The organism is Chryseobacterium sp. POE27, assembly GCF_039727685.1.
Taxonomy (GTDB): Bacteria; Bacteroidota; Bacteroidia; order Flavobacteriales; family Weeksellaceae; genus Chryseobacterium.
On record NZ_CP152475.1, the window covers coordinates 3842596 to 3868088 of the forward strand.

Consider the following 25493-nt stretch of genomic DNA (forward strand, 5'->3'; position numbering starts at 1 on the left):
TTTTCATATTTTTGCGAAATTAATAATTGTAAAGGCATGGAGATTTTCAATGATTTTTCTTTAAAAGAAGTCGTAACCTGTTTTATGGTTCTTTTTGCTGTGATAGACATCATAGGATCAATTCCTATTATTGTCAGTCTGCAACAGAAATTCGGAAAGATCGAAGCAGAAAGAGCAACGATTACGGCAGGTCTGATTATGCTTGTTTTCCTTTTTGTAGGAAATAAAATTCTGAAATTTATCGGGGTCGATGTCAATTCTTTTGCCATAGCAGGGGCTTTCGTTATTTTCATCATCGCCTTAGAAATGATTTTGGGTATTGAAATTAATAAAACTTCTGAAGCAAGAGCAGCATCTATCGTTCCTATTGCATTTCCATTGGTGGCCGGAGCCGGAACATTAACGACCACATTGTCATTAAAAGCTGAATTTCATGATATTAATATCATTTTTGGAATTATTCTCAATACAATTTTCGTATATTTGGTGCTGAAATCTGCAGACTGGCTGGAGAAGAGAATAGGAGATGCTACCTTGGCAATCCTGCAAAAAGTTTTCGGGATCATTCTGTTGGCAATTTCAATCAAATTATTTACCGCAAATTTTGCCCAATTGGTGCAGACATATATTAATTTTTAGAATCATGCAGAAGTTTTATAAAGTATTTTTAGTAGTGTTTATCGTTTTCATCGCAATCAATCTTTATGCGCTGGACTGGCAATCTGATATGTTGTCAGAAGATAATTCGAAGTTTGTATTTTCAGCAGCATCGGCTGTGATTGGTCTTATTTTACTTTTTGTAATGAATACATGGAGTAAGATTGGTGTTAAAAAATAATAGTATATCAATATCTATACAAACCTCTTTCTATCCGGAAGAGGTTTTTTTATTTCTAAAAAAATTCCTGAAATTTTATTTGTCGATTATCACAAGATTTTTCAAAATAGCCTCCGATTTCAATTCTGTTTCTCTCCATTCTTTTTCAGGGCTGCTTTGTGCTGTGATTCCGCCGCCTACAAAAAGATGAATTGAATCGTTGTAAAGCTTGCAGCAACGCAGATTTACAAAATAAAAGATATTTTCTTCACTTTCAATTTTACTATATCCTGCGTAAAGTTCTCTCGGAAATTTCTCCAGCTCACGGATTTTCTCTTTACAGAAATCTTTCGGAATGCCACAGACTGCAGGAGTAGGATGCAGTTGCTGAATAATTTCATCCAGATCTTCAGGTTTTATTTTAGCATTAAAATCTGTTCTGAGATGTTTAATATTTCCTGATATATGATCATATGTTGCAGACTCTTTCGAGCCCTCAGAATAATTTTTAAGAATATTCCGGATGTATTCTGTGACAGGTTTTTGTTCTTCAATTTCCTTTTCAGACCAGCTTTCTGAAACAGGAAGTGTACCTGCAAGACTCATAGTTTCAAAATGGTGAGTCTTTTTATTGAATTTTCCTAAAACCTCAGAAAATGCTCCCATCCATGAATTTTCTTCATTAATAAAAATATATCTGAACGCATTTGAATATGACTGGCAAAGGTTTTCAAAACTTTTTTTTAAGATCAATTTCACGGAAGTCCGTAAATATTTTCCTTCTTGAATACACTAGTTTCGGAAGCTGATTTTCGTTGATCACCTGAATAACTTTCTCCAGATTTCTTAAATATTCATTTTTAGTTTCAGCAGTATATTGATTGTTGTCTTTTGGTAATGATGTATTTGAAATCGATTCATGATCCAGGGTTTCATGATTTACTTTGACAATTTTTCCAGTACACTCCATTTTTTCTGATCCGTCGAAAGGGTGAAAAACAATATGTGTTTCATCAGGAGTTTGATCTGTAGAATAGAGATTCTCGTCGAATGGAAGTTTAAAATAAATCATTTATAATGCTTTTCGAAGATCAGCGTCCGGAAATAATATAGGAAATTCCAAAGTTGATTTTTCTTTCTACAAAGGTATTATTCGTCTGAAAAATGTCAAAATCAAACGAGCTGTTTTTTAAGGAAATATTCTTCATATCATATTGCTGATATTCTAAAGATAAAAGGAAATTTCTAAAAAATCTATACTGAAGTCCAAATGAAAATCCAAAGCAGGTCTGAGTACTTTTAAAGTCATCCATTTTTGTCAGGACATTATTTTCAGGAACCAGAAACTGCATTTTATAAGTATTGTGATTAACGAGAATTCCTGCAAATGGACGCAGGTTTTTCCATTCATATAGCAATTTGAGCTGTAGCGTGTAGTCGAAATGTTTATTGTTAAATCTTTGAAAAAGCAACGGTAGATGATCTTCGGTAAAATAAAATCCATTCAGAATGCTGTCGTCTTTATTAGCATCAATATCAATGGTTGAATTCCAATGGTAAACGTTCGCTGAAAACAATATAGATGTCCGGGGAAGTATATTTTTGGAAATCCAGATGCCCAGATTTTCTCCAAACTGGGGTTTATCTGATGAAACAGTTTTAGCCCAGTCACTATATTTCAAGCCAATTCCTGCTTCAATGCCGTACTCAAAAGTGTTGATTTTCTGTCTCCTGATTCTGTTTTTTGCTCTTTGCTTTTCAAGTTCTTCTTTAAAAATATTCCGGACGAAAAATTTTTCTTCTATTTTCGGTGACTGAAAGATCAGATCATTAAATTTGAAATGTACAGGTTTCATCAGATAAACAGTGTCATAGACAACAACATTTTCATAGACATATACAGTGTCTACTTTTTTCCGCCTCTGAGCCAGGGAAAAACTTATGAATAATATAAAAAAAAGAAAAAATATTTTTCTTAAAATCATGTCTGACAAATTTATCTTTCTATAAATATCGTATCTCTTCTGACGATTTTTTTCACTACAATGACTTTTTGAGATGTTTCATTGAGAGAATCTTTAATCATTATTTTTTTACTGTTCTTTTTTTGTGGCAATGCTTTTCTGCTCATCTGTTTTCTGTTGTGTAGCCAAGATCTTTTTATCTTCATTCATCGTAAGTTTATTTTCTGTATTATGATTTGGCAAAGAAACGGTTGTTTCCTGATCTGTTTTTCCGGCTGTCTTTCCTATTGGAGTTCCTGTTATATTTTCCTGACTCTTCATTTCTACGGATGATGTGGATAAAGGATTTTTTACAGATAAATTATTCTGATGATTGATCAAAAACAGTGAAGTTATGATAATGATCAGAAAAGTAACTCCGATCACTATTTTATTTTTTAAAGATTTGTTGGTGGATAGGATCAATACGCTGCCAGTTTTTATATCTGAAGGAATCTGTAATTTTTTAGAAGGAGATATTTTAAACTCGGCAAATTTGCTTTGAAATGTTTGTGCCCAAAGCAACCCGCCAAGCCCGAAAATGACAAGCAGTTGTGCTATTTTATTTTTCGGCGTATTTTGATTGACAAAATTATTTAATAAGTAGTTCTGAACCGATTTTTTTGCTCTCAGGAGATGAGATTTTGAGGTGTTTACTGTAATTCCCAATAGCCCGGAAATTTCTGCATGTGTATGATTTTCAATAAAATATAAATTGAAAACAGATTTATGATGGGGCGGAAGATTGTCGATGGACGACAGCAGTTCTTCATTGGTAAAATCGTAAATGAAGATATTTTTTTCTTCCCAATTAGGATGATCCATTTCTGTATAGGTATCTGGAATTTCTGACGGTTCTGTAGAGACAAATGTATCTTTGCTATGTTTACGAATATGCTGCAAAGCATTGTTGACGACAATTTTTTTGAGCCATGCAAACAGTGCTTTTTCATCATTCAGCTGATGGTTTTTCTGAATTGCCGTGATGAAACTATCCTGTACAATATCCTCAGCAGTATAAATATCCTGTATATATCTGCGGCAAATCCCCAAAAGTTTTGGGGATAAACCTGAATAAATTTTGTTCCAGTCCGGCTTTATTTTAGACATAGTTTTTTTAGTTTTCTACAACATCAATGGAATTAAATGTTGAGGTGTAGTTTACAGTTCCGTTTTGTGTACCGTTTATACTTTGTGCTTCCACGCCATTGATAAATACTTTACCAAGATACGTATTATTTGGGGTGCTGTATTTTATCATAAATACATTATTGTTGAAAACAAATAAATCCTGGATAGAAGTTAAAGAAGAAAAACCTGTACTGACGATACTGTTGTTTTTAAAGTATTCGTTCCCTTGGTTGTAATAGGTTGTGTAAAGGTCGTTGGTTTGCGGATCAGAAATAATCTTTCCATAGAAAGGTAAGCTTATTGTGTAATCTCCAATCAGTGTTTCTGTATTTGACAACACATTTTTGGAGTAATATTTTGCATTCTTCTGGAAAAGAATGTGCAATCCGTTATTATTTTTAGCAAAGTTGAATACATAATTAGGATTTCCTAACGAATTGAAAGTCGTATTTTTAAAATATCCCCGGTCGGTATTCTGATTATTGTCAACAATAAGAGCCGATACATAAATATCTGAACCGTTGATGAAAACTCCTTCAGCAGAATCGATGTATTGACTTTTGTGAAGTATAGTCTTTACACCGTTTTTCCAATAACAAAGCTCGTATCTCTGAGTTGGAGTGGCTGGTATTAGATTTTCAACATATCCTGCAAAATAAATGTCTCCATTATTAACTGCAAACGCAGTAATATCATTCTGTGCCGTAGAGGGAATTCCCAAATACTGCTTAATCTCGTTCTTAGTATTATTTTTCCAGAAATAATGTATGGATTTAAACGATGTCGGCGTCATTCCGATACTTCCCGTTACATAGACATTGCTGTTTTCCACCTTGATTTCCAAAGGTGATAAATTGTCTCCTCCGGTAAGGTCGGTTTTTACATTGTTTTTCCAATAACAGGCTTTGCTGTTTTCTCTTCCTGCAATATAAACGTCGTATGACTGTGGAATCGTACCTGCTGTTTCATCATTAACGGTTCCAGTGTTACTACAGGAATTCAGTATCGATAGAATAGATACAAAAAAGGGTAAAAATAGTTTTTTCATAGAAAATTGTTTTTAAGTTTCTATTACTAAGATGCACTATCCTGAAAAGGTTGCAGTAAAAAAATAAAAAAAGCTCAATTTTTTTGAGCTTCTGTATTTACCGTTTGATAATCGTATTGGTCATGGTTGTATGGCTTATCAGCTGTTCTTTCTCATCCCTGATCTCAATTTCGGAAACGTGCATTGTTTTACCTTTTCGGATAAACCTTGCCACTGCGGTTACCAATCCGTCTTTTTTGCTTCTCAAATGATTGGTATTGATATTTGTTCCGACTCCGAAATATTTTTCACCATCAATAAAGATATTCGACAGGCTGGAACCCATGGTCTCTGCCAGAACGCAGCTTGCTCCCCCGTGCATAATCCCGAAAGGCTGATGAATTCTCGGTAAAACCGGCATTGTTGCTTTTAATGTTTCATTTTCAACATCAATATCGATAAATTTTATCTCAAGGGTTTTTGCAAATGTTTCTTCGCCCCAATTGTTGATGAATTCTAATATTTCTTCTTTACTTTTATCCTTAATGTGCATATATTATAAGTTATGATTGATAAATGATGATGGATAATTAATTTTGTTAACCTTAACCTTAACCTTAACCTTAACCTTTAACTTTTAACCTCAGAATCATTCCCCATAATATTAGGGTTCCAGTTTGCGGGAACTTTCGGAACGATATCATTTTTAATATAATATTCCTGGATTTCCGTCATAATATCAGCGAAGGAAGCTGTTTCAATTCTCTCATAAGGAATAGTATAGCCGAGGTAGACTATTTTTCTTTTAAAATCTCCTGCAGCAAGCACAATGGGAACTTTCGCCGCCAGCGCCATATGATAAAAACCTTTTCTCCACTTAGGAACCCAGCTTCTTGTGCCTTCAGGAGTGATAACAAGACTGAAATCATCTTTTGCGAATTGTTTCGCTACGAAATTTACCAGGTCATTCTTCTGACTTCTGTCGATCCCGATTCCGCCAAGAGCTTTTACCAGGCCTCCGTACCATGCTTTGGTGTGCGCATCTTTGATAATTATTTTTAATGGCTTATTCAGAGACCAGTAGGCTAGATTTCCCAAAATATATTCCATGTTGTGGGTATGAGGTGCCACCACCAGAATACATCTGTTAAGATTGTTCGCATCGCCTTGCAAAACAACTTTCCAACCCATCAATTTTAATATCATTTTGCCCAGAAGCTTTTTCATATCATCTAAATTAAAAACAAAAAAGTATAACCAAAGTGGTTATACTTTTACAAATATATTGAAATATTATCGCTCTTAAAACAAACCGCTGATTAAATCTACGATTTTCATTACAATTTCTAATGCCAGTTGTATCATGATAATTTAATATTTTTTGGGTGTTCTTGGTTATTTTTTTATTACACAAATGTAAAGTATTTTATTTACATAGCGAACTAAATTTTAATTTTTTTAATTCTTTGTGAGAGAAGAAGGATGTGAATTTCAAACGGTTGTGTTATCCATTCACACCTTCTGCCACTCTCTGCAGTTTAGTTATTTAGTTTGTATGGAAATTTCGTTTTTACCTTCGTCTACTTTGAAGTCGATATTGGCTCCCTTCATCTTTTTGATGCTGTGTTTCATAGAATCAATTACTTTATCTGCCTGGTTGCTCGGAACTTTTTTTCCGTTTACAATAATGCTGTCTTCATCATCAGAATTGTATTCTATAGTAGATCCGTTTACTGTGATTTTATTTTTTTCGATTTTGATTTTTCCATCTTCGTCTCTTTCCTGGTCACTGTCGTTGATTCCGTCTGCATTCAGATCTCCGTCGAAACTGATTCCGTCATTTTTTACAGGAATAACCACTGTTTTTAAAGGAAGTACCAATTCGTAATCGATGCTGTAATCTCTGAATCTGTGTTCATAAGGATATTTAATATAGTTCGGAAGAATGATCTTATTGTTGACCACTTCTACAGGAACATTTACATTCAACGGAAGATTATATCCTTTGGCTTCTTTTTTAATGATGAGATAAGGAGTTTTAATATCTGCTTTTCTTGTTACATCCATGTGAATCCAATCTTTCTCATATACCGAGATTTTATCAGAATAAATATCATTGTCATATCCTTTAAAGTTTTGAGGAATGGTAACCTGCTTGTAATCAATATAAATACTGTCTGAATTGGTGTTGATGGAAACTTCCTCAGTATCTTCTTTGTGGCCTTTCAGGAACATTTCCTTTTTAGCCATGCTGAATCCGAAATAAGCACCCAAAGAGATTAATGCAAGGAATAATGCTCCGATTACCCAGCCTGTGTTTCTTAATTTTGTTTTAGGCGAAATTAATTTAATACTTAATAATCCGAATAACATCGCAGGCAATAAGCTTCCTAAAGTGATCAGTGCCATGATAACGTATTTCATATTGTCGTTGTCGAAATAGAAATTCATTTCACTCACAGGAGGGAAGTCGCTGTCTGCTCCCATGAAACCGAATACTACGAATACACCGATCAGGCAGGATAAAGACATAAATGCGAAGATTCCTCCTAAGATATATCGTACAACATTCCATAATCCGCTTCCTGCGTTGTTGATGTAAGGCTTGTTTTCGATATAGATTTCTCCGACCCTCTGAGTAGACTCGTTGGCAAACTGTACCAATTTGTTAGACTCATTCTTAAGATTGTCGAAGTTCATAGGCTTTCCCTTCATTTTCAGGAAATCTGCTGCAGTTTCTGCTTTTGGTAATACCGCCCATAGGATCACATAAAGTAAGAAAACCAGAGTTGATGATACCGCTGCCGTGAAAATTCCTAAGATGAAAATTCCCAGCCAGATGGCTCTCATTGCAGTGATGTCCATGCCTACGTAATGAGCAAGACCTGCGCAAACCCCTGCGATTTTTTGTCTTTCAGGGTCACGGAACAACTGTTTTTTATCAGAATATTCAGTTCCTGCGTTACCTGTTTTTTTGGTGTTCTTTTCAGAATAATACGCTTCTTCCTGTTCTTCGATTTTTTCAGGGCTTCCGATTTGTGCGATTACTCTTTCTACATCAGAATCGTTAATCACTTCACGTTTTGCCATAGAATCTTTAAAGATTTCTACCATTCTGATTTCTATATCGTGCATTACCTCGTCTGCTTCAGAAGCATCCAGAGAGCTTCTCAGTGCGTTCAGATAATCGCTTAGCTTTATATATGCGTGTTCTTCTATAGTAAAAGAAAAACCTGCGAGTCCTATTGAGAGTGTTTTGTTCATAGCTTTGTTTTTTTAAGGTTTTTGAGTGATTTGGTTGACTGAATTTGTTAATTCGTTCCAGGTATTCTGAAGTTCATCTAAAAACAGTTTACCTTTTTCAGTGATCTGGTAGTATTTTCTTGGAGGTCCTCCTGTAGATTCTTCCCATCTGTACGAAAGAAACTCGCCGTTTTTTAATCTTGTTAAAAGAGGGTAGAGTGTTCCTTCCACTACATCCAGTTTTCCTTTTTTCAGCTCATCGATTAAGTCGGAAACATACATTTCGCGATGATTGATGAGACTTAAAATACAGAATTCCAGAATCCCTTTTCGCATTTGCGCTTTGGTATTTTCAGTATTCATCTTTAATAAGTTTTGTTAATTAGTTATATCAATTTCGAAATCCGGAACCTAGCTAGACGATCCTATTTCGATTTTACATTACAAAGATATGTAATTAAAATGGTATTATGCAATACAAAGTAGTGAAAATATTTTATTAAATTATTTAAGTTGCTGATAGTCAGGTTAATTATTTTTATTGTGAAATTTTTGTCATGTAATAATTTCTTTAAATTGAATCGTTTTTTTGAATTCTGAATGGTTTTTATTGGAAATCATCATCAAATTATAGAATGAGTTTTAAATCAAAACTGTTATTTTTGTAATAAATTGAAAAAATTGTTTTTAAAACTAAAATGCACATATGATACGTTCAAAATTTTTATTACTGTTCCTGTTTCCCTTTATCAGTATTCCTGCCCAGCATCAATTTCAGATCAGTGACGGATCTGCTAACTATAATGTTAAAATAAATGTTGAAACATGCAGTAAAGAAGAATGTCGGGGCAAAGCAACAATAGACTTGTATGATAAGAAAACATCAAAATTGTTTCAGACGCTGAAGTCCGCTGATCTTAATTTTTATCTGAATGAAAACGAGAAGCCAACTGTAAACGTCATCCAGTTATACAATGAGCAAAGTCCGCTGATTTTTGATGATTTTAATTTCGACGGAACGGAAGATCTTGCCATCAGAAACCGGAATGAAAGTGGCTACGGAGGTCCGTCTTATGATGTTTATGTTTACAATATTACAAGAAAACAATTTGTGATTAGTGATGAATTAACAGCACTCGCCCATGAAAATCTTGGAATGTTTAATACAGATTCTGAAAGGAAAAGATTGATTACCTATTCAAAATCAGGCTGCTGCTGGCATTTAACAACCGAATATACTGTTTTACCACAAAGAGGACTTTTTAAAGTCTATGAACTCGAAGAAGATGCAACAGGAGGAGAAAAAGTAAAGGTTACAAAAAAGGAATTTATTTATGATAAATGGATTACGAATGCTAAAACCTATCCGATAAACGAATATTATAAAGAAAATTAATAATGAAGATTCAAAAGGAAATCGATTTTATTCTGGCCGTAGATGCCCTGAAAAATGTACAGAGAAGAAACTTTAATGCCGATGATTCCAGAAGGGAAAATACCGCAGAGCATTCATGGCAGATTATCATCCTTGCACAGATTCTCTTTCCTTATGCTAAAAACAGGGCAGATATCGATTTGCTGAGAGTGATCAGAATGCTTTCGATTCATGATCTGGTGGAAATTGAAGCGGGAGATACTTTCTTATTTGATGAAGCAGCGATGGTCGGAAAGTTTGAAAGAGAAAAGATTGCTGCTCAAAAGGTTTTCGGGATTTTAGGTGAACCGCTAAAATCTGAATTTTTCAATCTTTGGCTGGAATTTGAGGAAGAACAAACGCCGGATGCTATTTTTGCCTGCGCGATCGACCGGATCATGCCTTTTATCCTGAATTCTCATACTTCTGGAAAAAGCTGGACGGAAGCAGGGGTTACCGAAAAACAAATCAGGAATATGTTGGAGAATGCGATCAGCAGAGCATCTGATGAATTGGGAGAGGCCTTTCAATTACTCTTAATTAAAAATCTGGAAACTGAAAAGGTATTGAAGTAAATTTTAAATCAGATTGACTTAAGCTTTTATAGAATTCTCTTTTACTAAAATAAATTGACCTCTGATTTCACGGATAATTGCAAATATTTTTCTTTAAATCTAAAAAAAGAATCTGTGAAAATCCGTGAAATCAGTGGGAAATAAAGTAGCTTCGGCGGCCAAAGGCCGCCGAAGCTACTTTATAGTATCTGAATTGGTTTTTTAAATTCATCAATCGCTACAAAAGTAAAATCACCCACGATCGCTCTTTCCCTTTCATACGAATACATTTGCTCAGTGTAGATTTCCACATTTACTTTCATACTTGTATTTCCTACATGAACGACCTTTCCAATCAGTTCTACGATAGTTCCGGCTGGAATGGATCTTTTGAAATCAATTTTATCGCTGCTTACGGTTACAACACGTTTTCTTGCAAATCTTGTGGCTGCAATGAACGCTACTTCATCCATGAGCTGCATGGCAGTACCTCCGAAAAGCGTATCATAATGATTGGTGGTATTGGGAAAAACGGCTTTGAAAATTCTGGTTTCTGATGCTTCAATTCTTTCTTCTGTAGTCATATTTCATTATTAAATTAAAGCGAAATGAATGTTTAAGAACAACAGAAAAAGGCAGAGAAGAAAATCTCTGGACATCCATTAGATCAACAAACTTCAAATCGCGAAAGTTTTTATTGTGAAGAAAAAGGCAGGTCTCCTGACTTGTAACATCTTTATTTCCTTCCCGTATTTGTACAGTGGATTTTTTAATAAAGACTTCAGTTACTTACAGTTGCGCGACAGTTCGTGATTTTCACACGATTCCCTTTTAATCTGCAGTTAAGCAAAACCAATTTCCTGAAAAGATTAAGCATAAGTTTTTTAGCCAAAAGCAAATTCTTTTCGGTAGCAAAAGTAGTGATTATTGGTGAATTATTCAGGATTTTTGTAAATGATCTGGCTTTGAACTTTCCCCTGTTTGATGGTCCAGATCGTGGTATATCTGTTTTCGCCGGAACCGTTGATCATATAGAGAAAAATATGATCGTTATCTATTGCTGTTACGCCCACATTGTTGAAATCCATCGTCGGCTGGAACATATTTTTGATAGCATCCCGTACAAATACAGAACCTCTTCCCGGCTGCTGAACTCTTACCGATTTTATTTCTGTCATTCCTTCAGGAATTTCTTTGCCGACTCCCCAGGCTTTTACTTTATCAACTTTAGTGATGTTTCCGTTAACATCTTTTTCCTGTTTTTTGGTCTTCGCATAAGAAGGGTAGACATCAATAATGACTTTCGTTCTCTGATTTCCCGGAATTTTAGGATTGGTATCATCTGTAAAGATCAGCGATTTACCGTTTTTCGATTTGGAAGGGGTGAATTGAGGCAGCTTGTCAACAAAAACTACACGATTTTTATTCACCATTCCTTCTTTTGTAATGCTGTCGTATCGTACAAATGGTTTGTCGGTATCATCTTTTTCAGGGTACTTAATCCAGATCCAGTCGGTTTCACCGGGAGCAGGTTTTACGTAAATAAAAACATCACCGGTTTTCATACGGATTTTATCAATGATTTTCCGGTAGTCATCTTTATGAACACGCACCATGGCATATCCTTCTTCGGCCTTTACGACACCGAAAGGAACTTTGTTCTGCCCTTTGGCAAAAGACATTAGTAGAAAACTGAAAACGGATAAATACAATGTTTTTTTTACGGAAATCATCATGAAATTTTTTTGACAGTTCAAATATATAAATTAAATGCTTTTTGAAAGATAATTATAATACTGCAATTCTTTGAAATCTTTAATTTGCTTTAAATGCGTATTGGAAAGAAGATAAATTTCGTCCGAAATATCTAAAACTTCCATATAATGATGATCTGAAATAATAAAGCCTTTTTGTTCAGACTGCTCTTTGATGATCTTTTGCATTTCGGTTATGAGTTTAGGAGAAAGCCCATTAAAAGGTTCATCCAGCAAAATAAATTTTGAATCGGAATAAATAATTAACAGAGCTTCAACGATTTTTCTTTCGCCACCGGAAAGATTTCTGGAAGTTTCATTCAGAAAAGGTTTGATAAGATCTGAACCAAAAAGCTTTTCGGAATTTTTCTTGTCACAAAAAAGCGGGATCAGATTTTTAATCTTCACATCCCTAGGAAGAAAAAAGCATTGAGGTAAATAAGCGATTCTGCTTTTTCTGTCAAATTGGTTTTGCAGAATTTTATCATCAACCCGAATAAACTGTGTTTCGCCTTTTAATGTTCCGGAGATAATCTTCAGCAAAGTTGATTTTCCTGTTCCGTTTCTGCCTAATAGTCCGATAATTTTTCCTGTTTTGCAGCTAATACAAATGTCCCTTAAAATTTTCTTGTCAGCAAAAGACTTTGTCACACTGTCAACATGTAATGTACTCATAAAAACTTTGTAAGAATGTTGATGAAAATGCTTAATGCAATAGTTGTGACCCAAAGAAATGCTCTTGAAAAACCAAAATTGGCGTAAAAATAATATTCATCTTTTACCCTTAATTCATAAATCAAAAAATGAAATGAGGGCAGAAGTACCAAAAAGCACAATCCAAAACCACTGGCTGTAAATCCAAATCGTAAATCCATTAAAAGAGAAAATAGAATAGCAGGAATCAACAATTTTAAGTAAAACATCCAAAGAATTTTAAAGTTTTTGATCATGTTTCAAATGTTAAAAAGAAAAATAAAAGAGTGCCGGTAAGACACTCTGTATTGTATTTAAATTCTCTCCAGTTCATCGGCATCAATCGTCGTCTTGAATGTTCCGTAGTTCACAATCACCTTATTTCTGGAAATCTTTTCAATGGTTCCCACACTGGTACTTCCTGTGATACGGACACGTTGCCCGACTTTCATCCACAACGCGCGGTCGGTTTTACGTTTTTCTTCCAGCTTTTCGTTGGTTTCGGCAATCTTTTCGATCGTTTCCTCCTTTTTTAGTTGCTGGGTTATTTTTCGTTTGACTACCTGAAGGCGCTTGCTTTCGTCTTTGTCTGCCCCGATTTTCCTGAACTTTTCCTGTTCGAGAATCTTCACAAAATCTTTCACCACATCTTTCCTGGATTTTCCTTTTATATAGCTGTCGATAAATGTTTCAATTTTATTCCCGAACTGCAGTTTGCGATGTTCTTCTTCATACAATTTCTGAAAATTATATAGTTTTTGCTGAAGTTGTTCGTTCAGTTTCTGAAGGTTGTCGCGTTTGTCTTCTACAGATTCTTTTCTCTCGGCAAGATCGGTTTTCAGTTTTTCAACTTCATATTTTTCCTGCTGAAGTTTTACAATCGTTTTATCAAGATTTACGATATCGTGTTCCACTTTTTTCTTAGCAGAATGAATGATAAATCTCGGAATTTTATTTTTCTCTGCAACTTCAAAAGTAAATGAACTTCCTGCCTGTCCGACTTCCAGCTTATACATCGGTTCCAGCGTTTCTTCATTAAAAAGCATGGCTGCATTTTGTGCATTCGGAAGCTGTTCTACCACCAGCTTAATGTTGGTGTAATGCGTGGTAATGATCGCAAAACTTTTTTTATCGTAGAAAAATTCAAGGAAGCTTTCTGCCAAAGCACCACCCAGCTCAGGATCTGAACCTGTACCAAACTCATCAATCAGTAAAAGCGTATTGGCATCGGCTTCACGGATAATTCCACCCATTTTCTTCAGCCTTGACGAATATGTCGAAAGATGATTTTCAATAGACTGGTTGTCACCGATATCTGTCATGATCTTATCAAAGAAAAACATTTCGGATTTCGGATGGGTTGGTACCAAAATTCCGCTCTGAATCATCAGTTGAAGCAATCCTACGGTTTTCAGTGTAATAGATTTTCCTCCCGCATTCGGCCCTGAAATACAGATAATTCTGTTATGATCCGTTAAGCTGAGCGTTTGAGGATAAATAGTTTTATTCTCCGCTTTATTTCTCAAAAACAATAAAGGATGGAAGGCTTCTCTTAATTTTAACGTTTTGTGGCGGTTGATTTTCGGTAAAATTCCGTTGATGAGTTCTGCAAATTTTGCCTTGGCTCTCGTTAAATCAAGATCGAAAATATACTTTTGATATCTCCATAGCTGAGGTTGGAATTCCGCAAGTTCAGCGGTCAGCTTTCGCAGGATTTTATCAATCTCCTTCTTCTCTTCCTCTTCATTTTCTTTAAGCTTAAAATAATGCTTCACCACAGAATCCGGCTGAATATACGTAATGGAACCTGTTTTGGATAATCCGAGCACTCTTCCCGGAACTCTTTTCTTAAACCCTGATTTTACCGCCAAAACTCTCTGATCATCAATAATCGTTTCACGAATATCATCTAAAAATTCACTCTGGCCGTAATTAAATAAAGCCCGGTTGAAATTTTCCTGAATGGCTTTCTTCGCCATCTGGATTTCCGCTCTCAATTCTTTTAAAACCGGGGAAGCCTCACTTTTCACTTCTCCGAAGCGGTTAAAAACCTTATCTACCTTATCAATAATTTCCTTTTTAAATTCCAGTACCGAAACATCCTGGATCAAAGTAGGAAAGGTTTCCGGCATGGTAGGGAAAAACTTCTGCAGTTTTCCGATCTGTTCTGTGAGGGTTTTTATTTTGATGAAAGCATTGTTTTCCAGACGGTAATTTTCGATCAGCATCAGTTTCAGTTCGCTTTCGATATCTTCATATTCATCAAACGGAATCGCATTTGAACTTTCAAAACTCGAAAGATATTCGGATGTTTTTTTTAGGGAAAGCTCTGCCTCGTCAATTTCCATCGGACGAAGCTGAAGAATTTTTTTCTCTTGTTTTCGGAGAATAGGCAAAAGGTGAGATTTCCGCGAGCAATTGCGGAAACTCTAATTCATTTAAATCTTCTTTATTTATAAACACATGGCAAATTTAGTGAGAAAATGTGAATTTAATCTGAAAATGAGTTAATTTGAGAATTTGAAAATATCTATTAATCAAAGATTATTAAATTTGAGATATGAAACTGGAAACCGAAAGATTGCAATTAAAAGAAATCAATGAAAACCACGTTGAAGATATTTTAAAGATCAGAAGCAATGAAGTGATTAATCGTTTTGTGAAAAGGAATTCTCCCAAAAATAATTATGATGCGCTGCAGTTTATCCTAACCATTAAAGAAAGAACTAAAAATAATCAGACGTATTATTGGGGAATTTCTCTAAAAAGTCAACCTGAACTCATCGGAACAATCTGTCTCTGGAATTTTTCTGAAGACCGGAAAACTGCAGAAGTCGGATATGAAATGCTGCCGGATTATCATGGCAAAGGTTTCATGTCTGAAGCTTTGAAAGCTGTAATCGATTTTGGATTTAATGAGTTGGATCTGCGTGAAATCGTCGCTTTTACCAACAGGTTTAATGAAAATTCTAAAAAACTTCTTCTGCGTCACGGCTTTGTTCTGGAAGAGGATAGAAAAGATGAAGGTTTTCCTGATAATTTTGTTTTCAGTTTAAAACAAAACAGTATTGTATAAGCCACCAAAAGCCTGCAGTAGAATTCCACTGCAGGCTTCATCAATCTCTAAGCATTTTCTTGTGCGATCTAATATGAATTTTTATATTACTGTGTGTTTGCTGAAAGTGCGAATACCAGATTAAGGTCATCTTTCACAACGATCATCCCGCCCATTCTTTTCGGAGGTATGATATTGAAATCACTGAATTTTACACTTCTTTTGCCTGTAAATTTTCCGTTCTCAAGACAGAAGGTAATGTTGTATATTTTGCTTCTGTTGATCATTTTTACTTCTATCTGTGCATTATACACTGCTTTGCCTTTGTCTAAAGAAAGAAATTTTATGGTAAGATAAGGATGCTCTTCTGCTGAAAGGGTTTTTTGGAAATCTGAAGTCATCATTCTGTTGCGGCAGTCAAAATCATCTACTTTTAAGGCAATGTTGGGAAGATTTTTTTCGCTGATCATAAAGTTTCCTCCCGGATTTCTGAATGTGTTATTGGTACATTTAAAAGTATTGATATTGGTACTCCCGTTAATCTGAATGTAGTTTTCCTGAGCATTCATGAACATTCCTATCAGAAGCGGAACAGCAGTTAAAAAAGCTTTCATAATTCAGGTTGTTTTTAAAAAGTTTAGATAAAACTTTTGCGTTGGGTTTTCATTTAGAAAGAAATGGCTGCTTCCAGAACAAATCCGTTGAATTTGCCGTCATACAGGATGCTTGAAGTAGGGTATCCGTCGTATTTCTGATTCACATATTCTGCTTTTGCAAGAATATTTTTTGTCATAAACCATCCTCCTCCGATATTGTAACGGGTGATGTCAACTTTATTTCCTGTCGCCAGTTCGCCTTTTACTTTGTTATATCTTCCGCCGAAATAAAGATTGTCATCATTTCCGAATCGGTAAATCAACTCTGCTGCATACTGGTTCCAAGTTCTTCTGTCGACTTCTGCCAGATTTCTTCCTGAAGCATTTTCAAAAGTTCCGAAGAATTCAAGACCTTTATATCTCACAAATGGGTTGATCATGAAAGAAGTAACTTTATTTTTAAAGTCCGGCACTATCTGTCCTGATCTGAAGTTAGCAGAAGAAGTAGCGGCTGCATTTTCCATGACGTAATAGTATCTTGATCCGGCTCTGTCACCATCATAAAAATCTAGTCTCTGAGTATTGGCTGTATTATAAACGGATCCTGTAATACGTACTCTTAGGTCACTGTTCAGTTGCTTGTCGTAACCTATTTTACCATATAAAGAAGGACTCGTTCCGCCGTTGGCATTCTGGTTAAGCCTTCCGTTGGTAATACCTCCCATTCCTATGAAGCCATCTCTGCGGTAGTAGTATTCAGCAAAGATCATTGTTGCATAAGCGTCCATCAGATAATTTCCTACAAATGGGTTTTGTGTGGTGTAAGCATTGTCACTTCTTCTGAAATGCACGTCACCGTAATTGATCTCATCATGACCGAATTTAATGGTTGAGTGTTTCATAAAGTCACTCAAAAAATCTTTTTGGATAAAATCAAGCTTGTCAATCTGGATATAACCTCCTTTTACATACGTTTCGTTGTGGTGACGGGAAGATAAGAATGTTCTTAAGTGTAAGTTAATACCGTCATATAATGCCACATCAATATCAAGGTTGGCTGTAGGAAGGTTAAAGTTGTTCCCGATATCGTAAAGCTGGGTAGCTGCTACGGATTGGTCTGCGCCACTTTCATGCTTAAGTCCCTGAAATTGTAAGGCAAACGCCCCGCCGATTCTCACTTTGAGTTTTTCAAATGTCGTTACAGAGTCTTTTGGATTTTCAAAAATATTAATACCTCTCTGATCTCTTGGTTTAAGGTTGTCTAGTGGAAACTGTTGGGCGTGTGCGCCGCCGGCTAGTAAAACTGTTCCTAATAGTGCTGTTTTTATGTAGTTGGTTTTCATAATGCTTGGATTTTTAATGTTCTTTTAATTTACTGTGCTACGATGCTTACTTTTATGGTCACCTCGTCACCTGTTTTGATGCCCATAAATCCGGGTCTGCTCATTCCATAATCTGACAGTTTTACTGTCTCGGTTCCGTAGATGGTGTAAGTGTTTTCGTTTTTCGCAACGTTTACAGGAAAAGAAACGTTTTTGGAAACTCCTGCAATCGTCAGTTTTCCGGTCACATTGCTTTTACCAATATTGATGGATGAGGCAGTAAAAGAAATAGTAGGATGTTGTGCCGCTTTTAAAGCTTCATATGCCTTATTATCCATAGTGGTTCCTTTTTTACTTTTCAGGTTTTTTACCGGCATGGTAAAGGTGGCGTTGGAAATGCTGTTTCCGTTCACGGTTCCTGTAAAAGTGGCAGCTGAAGAATTCATTTCCCAATCGTGTAAAGGAGATGTCCCGTTAACAGCAATAATAGTAGTTTTTTGATTGATTTTTTGCGCCTCTGCATTTTGATAGAAAAATAGTGTTCCGCATAGGATTGTAGCATTCAAGAAAATTCTTAAAGTTTTCATATCGATAAATATTTAATAGTTATATTATTTAATCTTCCTTTTTTTTATGATATAAAGGTATAGATTATGTTAATTTTAATATAATTTTTGAATATGATATAAATCTTTAGAATTTGTTGTTTTATGTAATATTCAGTATTTTTAAATTATTATTAAGAATTTTTTGATTTAAGTGGTGAAAGTTTGGTTTTTAGTTTATTTTAGGGTGAAATGTCAGCTGAAAAAATAAATCATATAAATTTTGATGTGAAATTTGCTGATGAATGTCACTCTGTATTTCTTGTTTGTGCAGTTGTTAATGGTTACTTTATCGATTAAGCATTAAGATCTATTTCAGTATTTATTTTTTATATTTGAAAAATTATTGACTGAACTTTACAGTATAGCTCTCCAATAAAAGAATATCTGCTGAAGCTGGCAATTCTTTTGATCTGTGTGCGCTGAGATATTAATAAGTAAATTACTAGAATATGACCTGGACAGAAATATTAGCCCCCATAAAAAACACGGAATACTTTGCCACGCTTTGGGAAAAAGTAAAGCAGGAATATGCCACTACAAAAGTTTTTCCTCCAAAAAGTCAGATTTTCAGAGCGTTAGAGATCACTCCTTTTGATGAAGTTGAAGTAGTAATTATCGGTCAGGATCCTTACCATAATGATTATCAGGCAAATGGATTGTGTTTTTCTGTTTCCGAACAGGTTGTTGCACCACCTTCACTGAAGAATATTTTTATCGAACTGAAAGACGATCTTGGTGTCGAAAGAAAATCAAAAGAATTGGATGATTGGGGAAAGCAGGGTGTTTTATTATTAAATGCTACTTTAACGGTACGCGCGCATTCTCCAAACTCTCATAAAGATTTAGGATGGGAAAAGTTCACGGATTTTATTATTAAAGAAATTTCTGACAAAAAAGAAAATGTCGTATTTGTATTATGGGGCGCTTTTGCACAAAAAAAAGCCGAACTCATTGATCCGGCTAAACATTTTATTTTAAAGTCTGCGCATCCGTCACCTTTTTCTGTTCACAGAGGTTTTTTCGGAAGCAAACCTTTTTCGAAAATTAATGAATATCTTACCTCAAAAGGCAAAAAGCCTATTTCGTGGTAGAATCTTCATCAGACTTTTGAATTGTAATACCAATTCGGTATTTCCCATTCAGTGCATTAGTTCCTTGTGCTGACTCCGGATATGGATTAACTTCCGCTAAAGTAATTCTGTATCCGTTGAAATCTACAGATTGATGATAATTTCTTCCTTTATTATCCACACTTGCAAGTGACAAAGTCATGGGTCTTGTTGCGGTTCCCATTACTTCTATTTCTGCAACGGCAACACCCGCCCAGATGCAGTTTACCTCTTTCGGGCATCTACTGTCTTCAGAAATACGTTTGAATGTGACATTCATCTGGTATTTGTCCAGAAATCTGTTTTCTCCTTCATTAAAATAAATGATTGAGTCGCCCTTCGTATTTTTCGCTGGATTTCCTGAATTTTCCACCTGATTTCCTATTGAAACTTTTGCTTCTTTCTGTGTTTTACAGTTGATTAATGATAATAGCCCTACGCTGAGTATAATTGTTTTGTACAACATTTGTCTTATTTTTTTAAATGATAGCAAGCATATTCAATACTACCACCAAAAACATTGCCACACCAACTACAAAGCTAAATCCTGTTCCGTAAATAAAACCTATGAAAGCACCTTTGGTAGATTTCAGGGCTTTATTGAAGTCTTTGCTGTCATGAAGAAGTTCTCCTATAAAAACACCGGCAAACATTCCCACTAAAAAGCCTAAGGGAATGGGTAAAAAAAAGTCCAATAATGGTGCCGATTACAGAACCAATACTTCCCCAGCGCGTGCCTCCGTATTTCTGATTCGTTTTTGCGGGTATCACATAATTTAACACGACTGAAGCTATAGTAAGGATAATGAATGCCCATACATAGATCATCGGTAAATCTGCATCAGTACCGAATTTGTAGATCAAAAGTCCGCATATGCTTAAGAGTAATCCCGGTAAAACAGGAAGAAATGTTCCTAAAATTCCTAAAAATAAAAGGATGAGACAGAGAATATCAATTAAGGTTTTGTCCATTTTTTTAATTTAATGAAAAGATATAAAAAAAAGTGGCTTCATAAAAGCCACTTCCATGTTTAAGTTGAAGTTTTTATTAAAGGTTTAAAATTACATATTGAAGAATTACGCCCGCGTTCCCAATATTTCCTGAAGCATGATTATGGAAAGTGGTGTAATAAATATAACCGCTGTTTGAAGATCCCGAGCAAGGTCCTACTGTTGCTCCTAGTGCAACCAGGTAAGGAACCAGGGCCTGAGGAACTGAAAGACTGATCTGGATATTTCCCGGAAGGGTAATGCAAACTGTAACAAAGGTTGTATTCGGAGCATTTCCTATCGGGGTAGTCGGAATACCTGTTGCCGTGAAATGATTGGTTCTGATCATCAGGGCGTCATTTGATGAGGTTTCCTTTACCAAAACTTCCCAGTAGGCGGGATCATAATTGATTATTTTTTGCCATGCCCCAAGATCGTAATCAATGTTGAGCGTATTGAATCCTAAAGCTGTTGTAAGACCTGTATTGGTTACTGTAGCGCCCAGTGTTCCTGAGTTTCCGATATTTTTGGAGCATAATTTTGAATCAGGAACAAACCCTCCTGCGAGCGAACAGTTATTCGTATTGGTTGTTCCGCCCACTAAATAGGCGACATCCCAATCTGAAGCATAGATACTTCCCCCATTAGCAACGAAGATGGCCAAATTGGCATCAATTGCAGAATAAAGTCCCGGATTTGTGGAATAGTTATTCCTGGAGCCGCAGTTGAGAAATATGATATCATACTGTGCAATAGTTGTAAGATTAGCAAGGTCGTTATTGGTGATTTCCGTAGCCGTATATCCCAAAATCTGAATAATATCTTCTATTTTGTCATACGTTCCTTTTACATAAGCAACTTTTGCTACCTGATTGAGCTTGGTTTGGCTTGCATCAAGAGCTAAGGTTTCATTATCTTTTATCATCGCGGAAATTTCAGTCCGGAAATTGCTGCCGTTACCCGTCTGGATATAGATTTTGCGATTTCCGGCCGGTGCTTCCAACATGAAATTACCTTCCGCATCCGAAGTGGTATAATAGATTTTATACTTATCATCAAAAGTGAAAACCGAAGCTCCTCCAATCGGCTTTGTTCCGTTTTGTGACATTACCTTCCCGGTGAGTTTGCCGGTCTTTGCGGTGGCGACAGTATCAGATGCTATTACGGGATCTTCGCTTCCCGAACAATTGGTTAATAGTGTGAATATACACAGTAAAATAAAAAAGTAGTGTTTTCTCATATGTTATTGATTTTGATTTGTTTAGTTTTTATCAAATTTAAAAAATAATTAAATATTAATCTATAAAATTCCTTTTTTTTAAAAATAATTTACTGATATTGTTTATTACAAATGAATTTTTCATTATTAATCGGGGTTTAGTGATATGTTATGATTGTGATTCACAAATATGTTTTCATTGATATTTAACAGAAAATTTGTTTTGGGATGAAATTTGATGCAGAAAATTGTATAAAATCATTTTTATTTTTCCCTAAATTTGCTCTAATGAACGACCAATTAGAAGAAACAAAAGATTTCATACAGGGGCTGAGTGAGCCGCTTTACCAATACATCAACCGAATAGCTCCCGACGGTCTTGAGTTCGTATTCCATATCATTGTGAAAATTCTTTTGCTGTTGGCTGTTTTTTTCATTTTTGATTTTATTTTTAAAATCATTATAAACAGTGTTTTCAGAATTTTTCACAATAAAGAAAGGTATCCTGTTGTCAATTCTATTTACGAATCGAAAATCACCAATTCAATTGCTCATCTTTTTGCTCTTCTGATTATCGGTGGAATTCATGAATCTATATTTTATGGTGCTTTAAAAAATACGACGATATTTATTATCAGATGTGTGAATTTGGGATTGGTCATGATCTTTGCAGGAATGCTGTACAGGGGATTAACAGCTTTCAGGAATTATTTTGTGATTAAACAGGATTTCTACAAAATTATGGCGTTGAATGCCATTTCCGAAACGATGAAAATTTTAGGGGTTTTCCTCTTTTCGGTAGTCGGAATCTGTGTGATTTTCGGGATTAAAGGAACAACGATTGTTGGAAGTTTAGGAGCGATAACTGCTGTTCTGGTGCTGGTTTTCAGGGATACAATTTTAGGATTTGTGACAGGACTTCATGTGGCAACTTCAAAAAATCTTAAAGTGGGTGACTGGGTAAGTATTCCGAAATATAATCTGGAGGGAAATATCGCAGAGATCAACCTTCTGACTACGAAAATCAATAATTTTGACAGGACCTTTTCCACAATTCCGACTTATGATCTTCTCACGACAGAAATTAAAAACCTTCAGGTGATTTCTGAAACGAATGCAAGAAGAATTAAAAAGTCAATTTACTTTAATATCAATTCATTTAAATTTCTTTCCGAAGAAGATATTGAACGTCTGAAAAATATTAACCTTATTTCAGATTATTTGAATAAAAGATCCATTGAACTGAAAAAAGAGAAGGAAAATATGGCGCATAAGGAAGAAATTATTAATGGCAGACAGCTTACGAATATTGGGGTCTTCAGATATTATGCTCAAAAATATATAGAGAAAATTCCTGAGCTTGACCGGGAAGGTCCTGTCATGGTACGTCAGCTGAATATTACTCCGCAAGGTCTTCCGCTGGAAATTTATTCCTTTACCAATGATACCGAATGGATTCGCTTTGAGGAAATCCAATCGGATATTTTCGATCATTTGCTGGTGGCTTCAAAAGAATTTGATCTTGAAGTAATGCAGGTGAAAGTTTAATGTAAATTACTGGCAAAGCCGTAACTAAAAAATATACTTTTCGTTTCTGCAATTTGGATTTTATCAATAGCTTTGTAGCTGTATAATGATCGAATAGGTCTGGCGGTATTATTTTCTGAGCATATTCCATGTACTTGCTGAATTTCTGAATGATACGTTATTCGTCTGAACCATATTTCAAAAACTTATCAGTAAAAATGACAAAACTTAGTGTAAACATTAATAAGATTGCAACCATAAGAAACGCAAGAGGAGGCAATACGCCCAGTGTAACGGAAGCTGCGGTTAAAATTCAGGAATTTGGCGGACAGGGAATTACCATTCATCCGAGACCGGATGAAAGACATATTACCAGAAAAGATGTTTATGATCTTAAACCGCTTGTAACCACAGAATTTAATATCGAAGGCAATCCGCACAGAGCGTTTATTGATATGGTTCTGGATGTAAAACCTGAGCAGGTGACTCTTGTACCTGATGCTGATGACGCTATTACTTCCAATGCTGGCTGGGATACTAAAAAGCATCTCGATTTTCTTACGGAAATCATCGCCGAATTTAAAAATGCAGGAATCCGTACTTCAATTTTTCTTGACCCTCAGCCTGAGCTGGTAGAATATGCTGCAAAAACGGGTGCCGACAGAATAGAATTGTACACAGAAGCGTACGCCAAAAACTACACGGTAAATAAAGAATCGGCAATAAAACCTTATTACGATACAGCAATTATGGCGGGGGATTTTGGCTTGGGAATCAATGCTGGCCACGATTTAAGCTTAGATAATTTAAAGTATTTTGCCGATAATATTCCGAATCTCCTGGAGGTTTCCATCGGTCACGCTTTGATTTCTGAAGCGCTGTATATGGGATTGGAAAATACGGTTCAGGCTTATTTAAAAAGGCTTGCGAAATGGTAAAATAATGGCTGGAAGTCAAGTGTTGGAGATCTGGTAAGCAGTGTTGAAACTTCCATCTTCCATCCTGAAAAACAAAAAAATATGGAAATTTTAAATTCAAAAATATTTGGCGAAAATCTTTCGTCTACACCGCTTTTGGTATTTCACGGGTTATTCGGAATGCTCGATAATTGGGGCACTTTCGGTAAAGATATGGGCGAGCATCTTCCTGTACATCTTATTGATCTCCGGAATCATGGAAGGAGTTTCCACTCCGAAGGGATGTCTCATGATGATCTGGCAGATGATATTCTTCGGTATATGGATCATTATGGGATTTCAAAAGCTCATATTCTGGGGCATTCACTTGGCGGAAAAGCTGTTATGCAATTTGCGATAAAATATCAGGAAAAAGTTGAAAGTCTTATTGTGGTTGATATCTCTCCTAAAGCATATCCGCCGCATCATCAGGGAATCATCAAAGCATTGGAATCGGTGGATTTCAATACGGTTTCTTCGAGAAATGAAGTGGAGGCAATACTCAGTCAATACATTCCCGAGAGATCTACAATTCAGTTTCTGACCAAAAACCTGTATTGGGACGACGATAAAAAGCTGAACTGGAGGTTCAACCTTAAAACGTTATCTGAAAAGTATAATGAATTTGTCTCCAATGCCATAAAATTCGGGGTTTTTGATGGTAAAGCTTTATTTATTGCCGGTGAAAAATCAAATTATATTCTTCCTCAGGATCATTTCGCGATCAAACAGCAGTTTCCAAAAGCAGAATTTGTAACTGTAAAGAATGCCGGGCATTGGGTGCAGGCAGAGAATCCTGTTGATTTTGCTAATGTTGTTAAGAAATTTTTGAATATTAATTAATATAATTACGAGATTGATTGTGATTTGTTAAAATTTTCTTAAAAATAAATTTTATCTTCTTTAGGTGATATTTTTTTAATACTTTAGAGCATTCTAAATCATTAATATTAATACTATGGAAGGTAAAAAATCAAAAAAGCCATTCTTCGCTTCATTTTTAGAGAAGCAAGTTCAAGATCCGGAAACAATTAAAGGAGGAGCAGTTACGTCTGTATTAGTGGATAATATAACAAATGCTCTAAAAGACGGCGTTACTTCAGCTATTCTGGATAATGTTACAAAACCGGGAAGTGATAATGTTACCATGAAGTATCCTTCAGACGGTGACGAAGACGCAACTGCAGTTTAAGAATTTAAATAACTAACAGTCATAAACTTTAAATTAAAATTATTATGAAAAACAAAGATTCAAAAAAGAAACCTTTCTTCGCATCTTTCCTTGAAAAACAACTTCAGGATCCTGAAAAAATTAAAGGTGGAGGTGATGTTACGATTGCAACGCAGGACGGTCCCATTACAACGTCAAAAACTGCAGATACTATAACAAAGCCTATCTATGATATGGCTCAGACAATGAAATATCCTTCAGACGGAGACGACGATTCTCCATCTGTATAATGAATTGTTGATAC

General features: G+C 35.4%; 29 protein-coding genes, 2 pseudogenes and 1 riboswitch. Of the genes and pseudogenes, 11 read left to right on the forward strand and 20 right to left on the reverse strand.

The genetic code is table 11. From position 1 onward, the window contains the following. Window positions 1-36 precede the first annotated feature (36 nt). The gene (locus AAHI02_RS18480) at window positions 37-639 is read left to right on the forward strand and encodes a MarC family protein (protein WP_346984502.1); all 603 of its coding nucleotides are present in this window, start codon (window positions 37-39) and stop codon (window positions 637-639) included. Window positions 640-643: 4 nt separating this feature from the next. After that, window positions 644-838: a hypothetical protein gene (locus tag AAHI02_RS18485; protein WP_042721560.1), complete on the forward strand. Its 195-nt coding sequence runs from the start codon at window positions 644-646 to the stop codon at window positions 836-838. A 75-nt stretch (window positions 839-913) separates the two neighbouring features. Here the strand turns inward: AAHI02_RS18485 and AAHI02_RS18490 are convergent, their stop codons facing one another. The 9 genes from AAHI02_RS18490 to AAHI02_RS18530 all read right to left on the reverse strand — a co-directional run bounded on the left by AAHI02_RS18490 (window position 914) and on the right by AAHI02_RS18530 (window position 8584). After that, window positions 914-1570, reverse strand: a complete 657-nt coding sequence (locus AAHI02_RS18490; protein ID WP_346984503.1) for a chorismate-binding protein — start codon at window positions 1568-1570, stop codon at window positions 914-916. Further along, window positions 1548-1889, reverse strand: coding sequence for a hypothetical protein (locus AAHI02_RS18495; protein ID WP_346984504.1), 342 nt, complete (start codon window positions 1887-1889; stop codon window positions 1548-1550). Before AAHI02_RS18495 ends, AAHI02_RS18490 begins: the two co-directional genes overlap by 23 nt. 19 nt (window positions 1890-1908) lie before the next feature. Continuing rightward, window positions 1909-2802 (reverse strand): hypothetical protein, encoded by an 894-nt coding sequence (locus AAHI02_RS18500; RefSeq protein ID WP_346984505.1) that lies wholly within the window; start codon window positions 2800-2802, stop codon window positions 1909-1911. 108 nt (window positions 2803-2910) lie between these two features. Beyond that, window positions 2911-3930, reverse strand: a complete 1020-nt coding sequence (locus AAHI02_RS18505) for a sigma-70 family RNA polymerase sigma factor (protein WP_346984506.1) — start codon at window positions 3928-3930, stop codon at window positions 2911-2913. Between the two features lie 7 nt (window positions 3931-3937). Next, window positions 3938-4999, reverse strand: a complete 1062-nt coding sequence (locus tag AAHI02_RS18510) for a hypothetical protein (RefSeq protein WP_346984507.1) — start codon at window positions 4997-4999, stop codon at window positions 3938-3940. Window positions 5000-5096: 97 nt separating this feature from the next. Next, window positions 5097-5525: a PaaI family thioesterase gene (locus AAHI02_RS18515; RefSeq protein WP_346986637.1), complete on the reverse strand. Its 429-nt coding sequence runs from the start codon at window positions 5523-5525 to the stop codon at window positions 5097-5099. Window positions 5526-5608: 83 nt separating this feature from the next. Further along, a complete protein-coding gene (locus AAHI02_RS18520; protein WP_346984508.1) occupies window positions 5609-6205 on the reverse strand; it encodes a 1-acyl-sn-glycerol-3-phosphate acyltransferase in 597 nt (198 codons plus the stop codon). 315 nt (window positions 6206-6520) lie between these two features. Further along, a complete protein-coding gene (locus AAHI02_RS18525) occupies window positions 6521-8242 on the reverse strand; it encodes a PspC domain-containing protein (RefSeq protein ID WP_346984509.1) in 1722 nt (573 codons plus the stop codon). A gap of 12 nt (window positions 8243-8254) precedes the next feature. Next, window positions 8255-8584, reverse strand: coding sequence for a PadR family transcriptional regulator (locus AAHI02_RS18530; RefSeq protein WP_042722030.1), 330 nt, complete (start codon window positions 8582-8584; stop codon window positions 8255-8257). A gap of 343 nt (window positions 8585-8927) precedes the next feature. On the opposite strand from AAHI02_RS18530, the gene AAHI02_RS18535 reads away from it, so the two are divergent. Continuing rightward, window positions 8928-9617 (forward strand): hypothetical protein, encoded by a 690-nt coding sequence (locus AAHI02_RS18535; RefSeq protein ID WP_346984510.1) that lies wholly within the window; start codon window positions 8928-8930, stop codon window positions 9615-9617. A gap of 2 nt (window positions 9618-9619) precedes the next feature. Next, window positions 9620-10210, forward strand: coding sequence for an HD domain-containing protein (locus AAHI02_RS18540; RefSeq protein WP_346984511.1), 591 nt, complete (start codon window positions 9620-9622; stop codon window positions 10208-10210). 179 nt (window positions 10211-10389) lie between these two features. Here the strand turns inward: AAHI02_RS18540 and AAHI02_RS18545 are convergent, their stop codons facing one another. The 5 genes and pseudogenes from AAHI02_RS18545 to AAHI02_RS18565 all read right to left on the reverse strand — a co-directional run bounded on the left by AAHI02_RS18545 (window position 10390) and on the right by AAHI02_RS18565 (window position 15099). Then, window positions 10390-10773, reverse strand: coding sequence for an acyl-CoA thioesterase (locus AAHI02_RS18545; protein WP_029295099.1), 384 nt, complete (start codon window positions 10771-10773; stop codon window positions 10390-10392). 108 nt (window positions 10774-10881) lie between these two features. Beyond that, window positions 10882-11061, reverse strand: a riboswitch (cobalamin riboswitch). A gap of 63 nt (window positions 11062-11124) precedes the next feature. Next, window positions 11125-11925, reverse strand: a complete 801-nt coding sequence (locus AAHI02_RS18550) for a hypothetical protein (protein WP_346984512.1) — start codon at window positions 11923-11925, stop codon at window positions 11125-11127. 30 nt (window positions 11926-11955) lie between these two features. Next, entirely contained in the window at window positions 11956-12618 is a 663-nt protein-coding gene (locus tag AAHI02_RS18555) for an ATP-binding cassette domain-containing protein (protein WP_346984513.1), read from the reverse strand. After that, window positions 12615-12866, reverse strand: a complete 252-nt coding sequence (locus tag AAHI02_RS18560; RefSeq protein ID WP_346984514.1) for a hypothetical protein — start codon at window positions 12864-12866, stop codon at window positions 12615-12617. The genes AAHI02_RS18555 and AAHI02_RS18560 overlap by 4 nt, the downstream gene beginning before the upstream one ends. Window positions 12867-12950: 84 nt before the next feature. Further along, window positions 12951-15099: pseudogene (locus AAHI02_RS18565) on the reverse strand (DNA mismatch repair protein MutS). 97 nt (window positions 15100-15196) lie between these two features. Between AAHI02_RS18565 and AAHI02_RS18570 the strand changes: the two are divergent. Beyond that, entirely contained in the window at window positions 15197-15712 is a 516-nt protein-coding gene (locus AAHI02_RS18570; protein ID WP_346984515.1) for a GNAT family N-acetyltransferase, read from the forward strand. Window positions 15713-15798: 86 nt separating this feature from the next. Here the strand turns inward: AAHI02_RS18570 and AAHI02_RS18575 are convergent, their stop codons facing one another. The 3 genes from AAHI02_RS18575 to AAHI02_RS18585 are packed head-to-tail and all read right to left on the reverse strand — an operon-like array spanning window position 15799 to window position 18196. Then, window positions 15799-16305: a hypothetical protein gene (locus AAHI02_RS18575; RefSeq protein WP_346984516.1), complete on the reverse strand. Its 507-nt coding sequence runs from the start codon at window positions 16303-16305 to the stop codon at window positions 15799-15801. A 53-nt stretch (window positions 16306-16358) separates the two neighbouring features. Then, complete coding sequence (locus AAHI02_RS18580; protein ID WP_346984517.1) at window positions 16359-17630, reverse strand: hypothetical protein; 1272 nt, start codon at window positions 17628-17630, stop codon at window positions 16359-16361. 29 nt (window positions 17631-17659) lie between these two features. Continuing rightward, the gene (locus tag AAHI02_RS18585) at window positions 17660-18196 is read right to left on the reverse strand and encodes a YceI family protein (protein WP_346984518.1); all 537 of its coding nucleotides are present in this window, start codon (window positions 18194-18196) and stop codon (window positions 17660-17662) included. Between the two features lie 470 nt (window positions 18197-18666). Here AAHI02_RS18585 and AAHI02_RS18590 point away from each other — a divergent pair, with 470 nt between their 5' ends. Next, window positions 18667-19308, forward strand: coding sequence for a uracil-DNA glycosylase (locus AAHI02_RS18590; protein ID WP_346984519.1), 642 nt, complete (start codon window positions 18667-18669; stop codon window positions 19306-19308). Here AAHI02_RS18590 and AAHI02_RS18595 read toward each other — a convergent pair. The 3 genes and pseudogenes from AAHI02_RS18595 to AAHI02_RS18605 all read right to left on the reverse strand — a co-directional run bounded on the left by AAHI02_RS18595 (window position 19295) and on the right by AAHI02_RS18605 (window position 21556). Then, window positions 19295-19792: a hypothetical protein gene (locus AAHI02_RS18595; protein WP_346984520.1), complete on the reverse strand. Its 498-nt coding sequence runs from the start codon at window positions 19790-19792 to the stop codon at window positions 19295-19297. The two genes, AAHI02_RS18590 and AAHI02_RS18595, sit on opposite strands and share 14 nt — an antisense overlap. Before the next feature lie 13 nt (window positions 19793-19805). Next, window positions 19806-20298: pseudogene (locus AAHI02_RS18600) on the reverse strand (DUF456 domain-containing protein). A 76-nt stretch (window positions 20299-20374) separates the two neighbouring features. Further along, window positions 20375-21556: a hypothetical protein gene (locus tag AAHI02_RS18605; protein ID WP_346984521.1), complete on the reverse strand. Its 1182-nt coding sequence runs from the start codon at window positions 21554-21556 to the stop codon at window positions 20375-20377. A 267-nt stretch (window positions 21557-21823) separates the two neighbouring features. Here AAHI02_RS18605 and AAHI02_RS18610 point away from each other — a divergent pair, with 267 nt between their 5' ends. From AAHI02_RS18610 to AAHI02_RS18630, 5 genes are all read left to right on the forward strand, one after another. Next, a complete protein-coding gene (locus tag AAHI02_RS18610; protein WP_346984522.1) occupies window positions 21824-23083 on the forward strand; it encodes a mechanosensitive ion channel domain-containing protein in 1260 nt (419 codons plus the stop codon). A gap of 197 nt (window positions 23084-23280) precedes the next feature. After that, entirely contained in the window at window positions 23281-24000 is a 720-nt protein-coding gene (locus tag AAHI02_RS18615) for a pyridoxine 5'-phosphate synthase (protein WP_346984523.1), read from the forward strand. An 81-nt stretch (window positions 24001-24081) separates the two neighbouring features. Further along, window positions 24082-24861, forward strand: a complete 780-nt coding sequence (locus tag AAHI02_RS18620) for an alpha/beta fold hydrolase (RefSeq protein ID WP_346984524.1) — start codon at window positions 24082-24084, stop codon at window positions 24859-24861. A gap of 115 nt (window positions 24862-24976) precedes the next feature. Beyond that, entirely contained in the window at window positions 24977-25210 is a 234-nt protein-coding gene (locus AAHI02_RS18625; RefSeq protein ID WP_346984525.1) for a microviridin/marinostatin family tricyclic proteinase inhibitor, read from the forward strand. A 44-nt stretch (window positions 25211-25254) separates the two neighbouring features. Continuing rightward, window positions 25255-25479: a microviridin/marinostatin family tricyclic proteinase inhibitor gene (locus tag AAHI02_RS18630; RefSeq protein ID WP_346984526.1), complete on the forward strand. Its 225-nt coding sequence runs from the start codon at window positions 25255-25257 to the stop codon at window positions 25477-25479. Window positions 25480-25493: the final 14 nt, after the last annotated feature.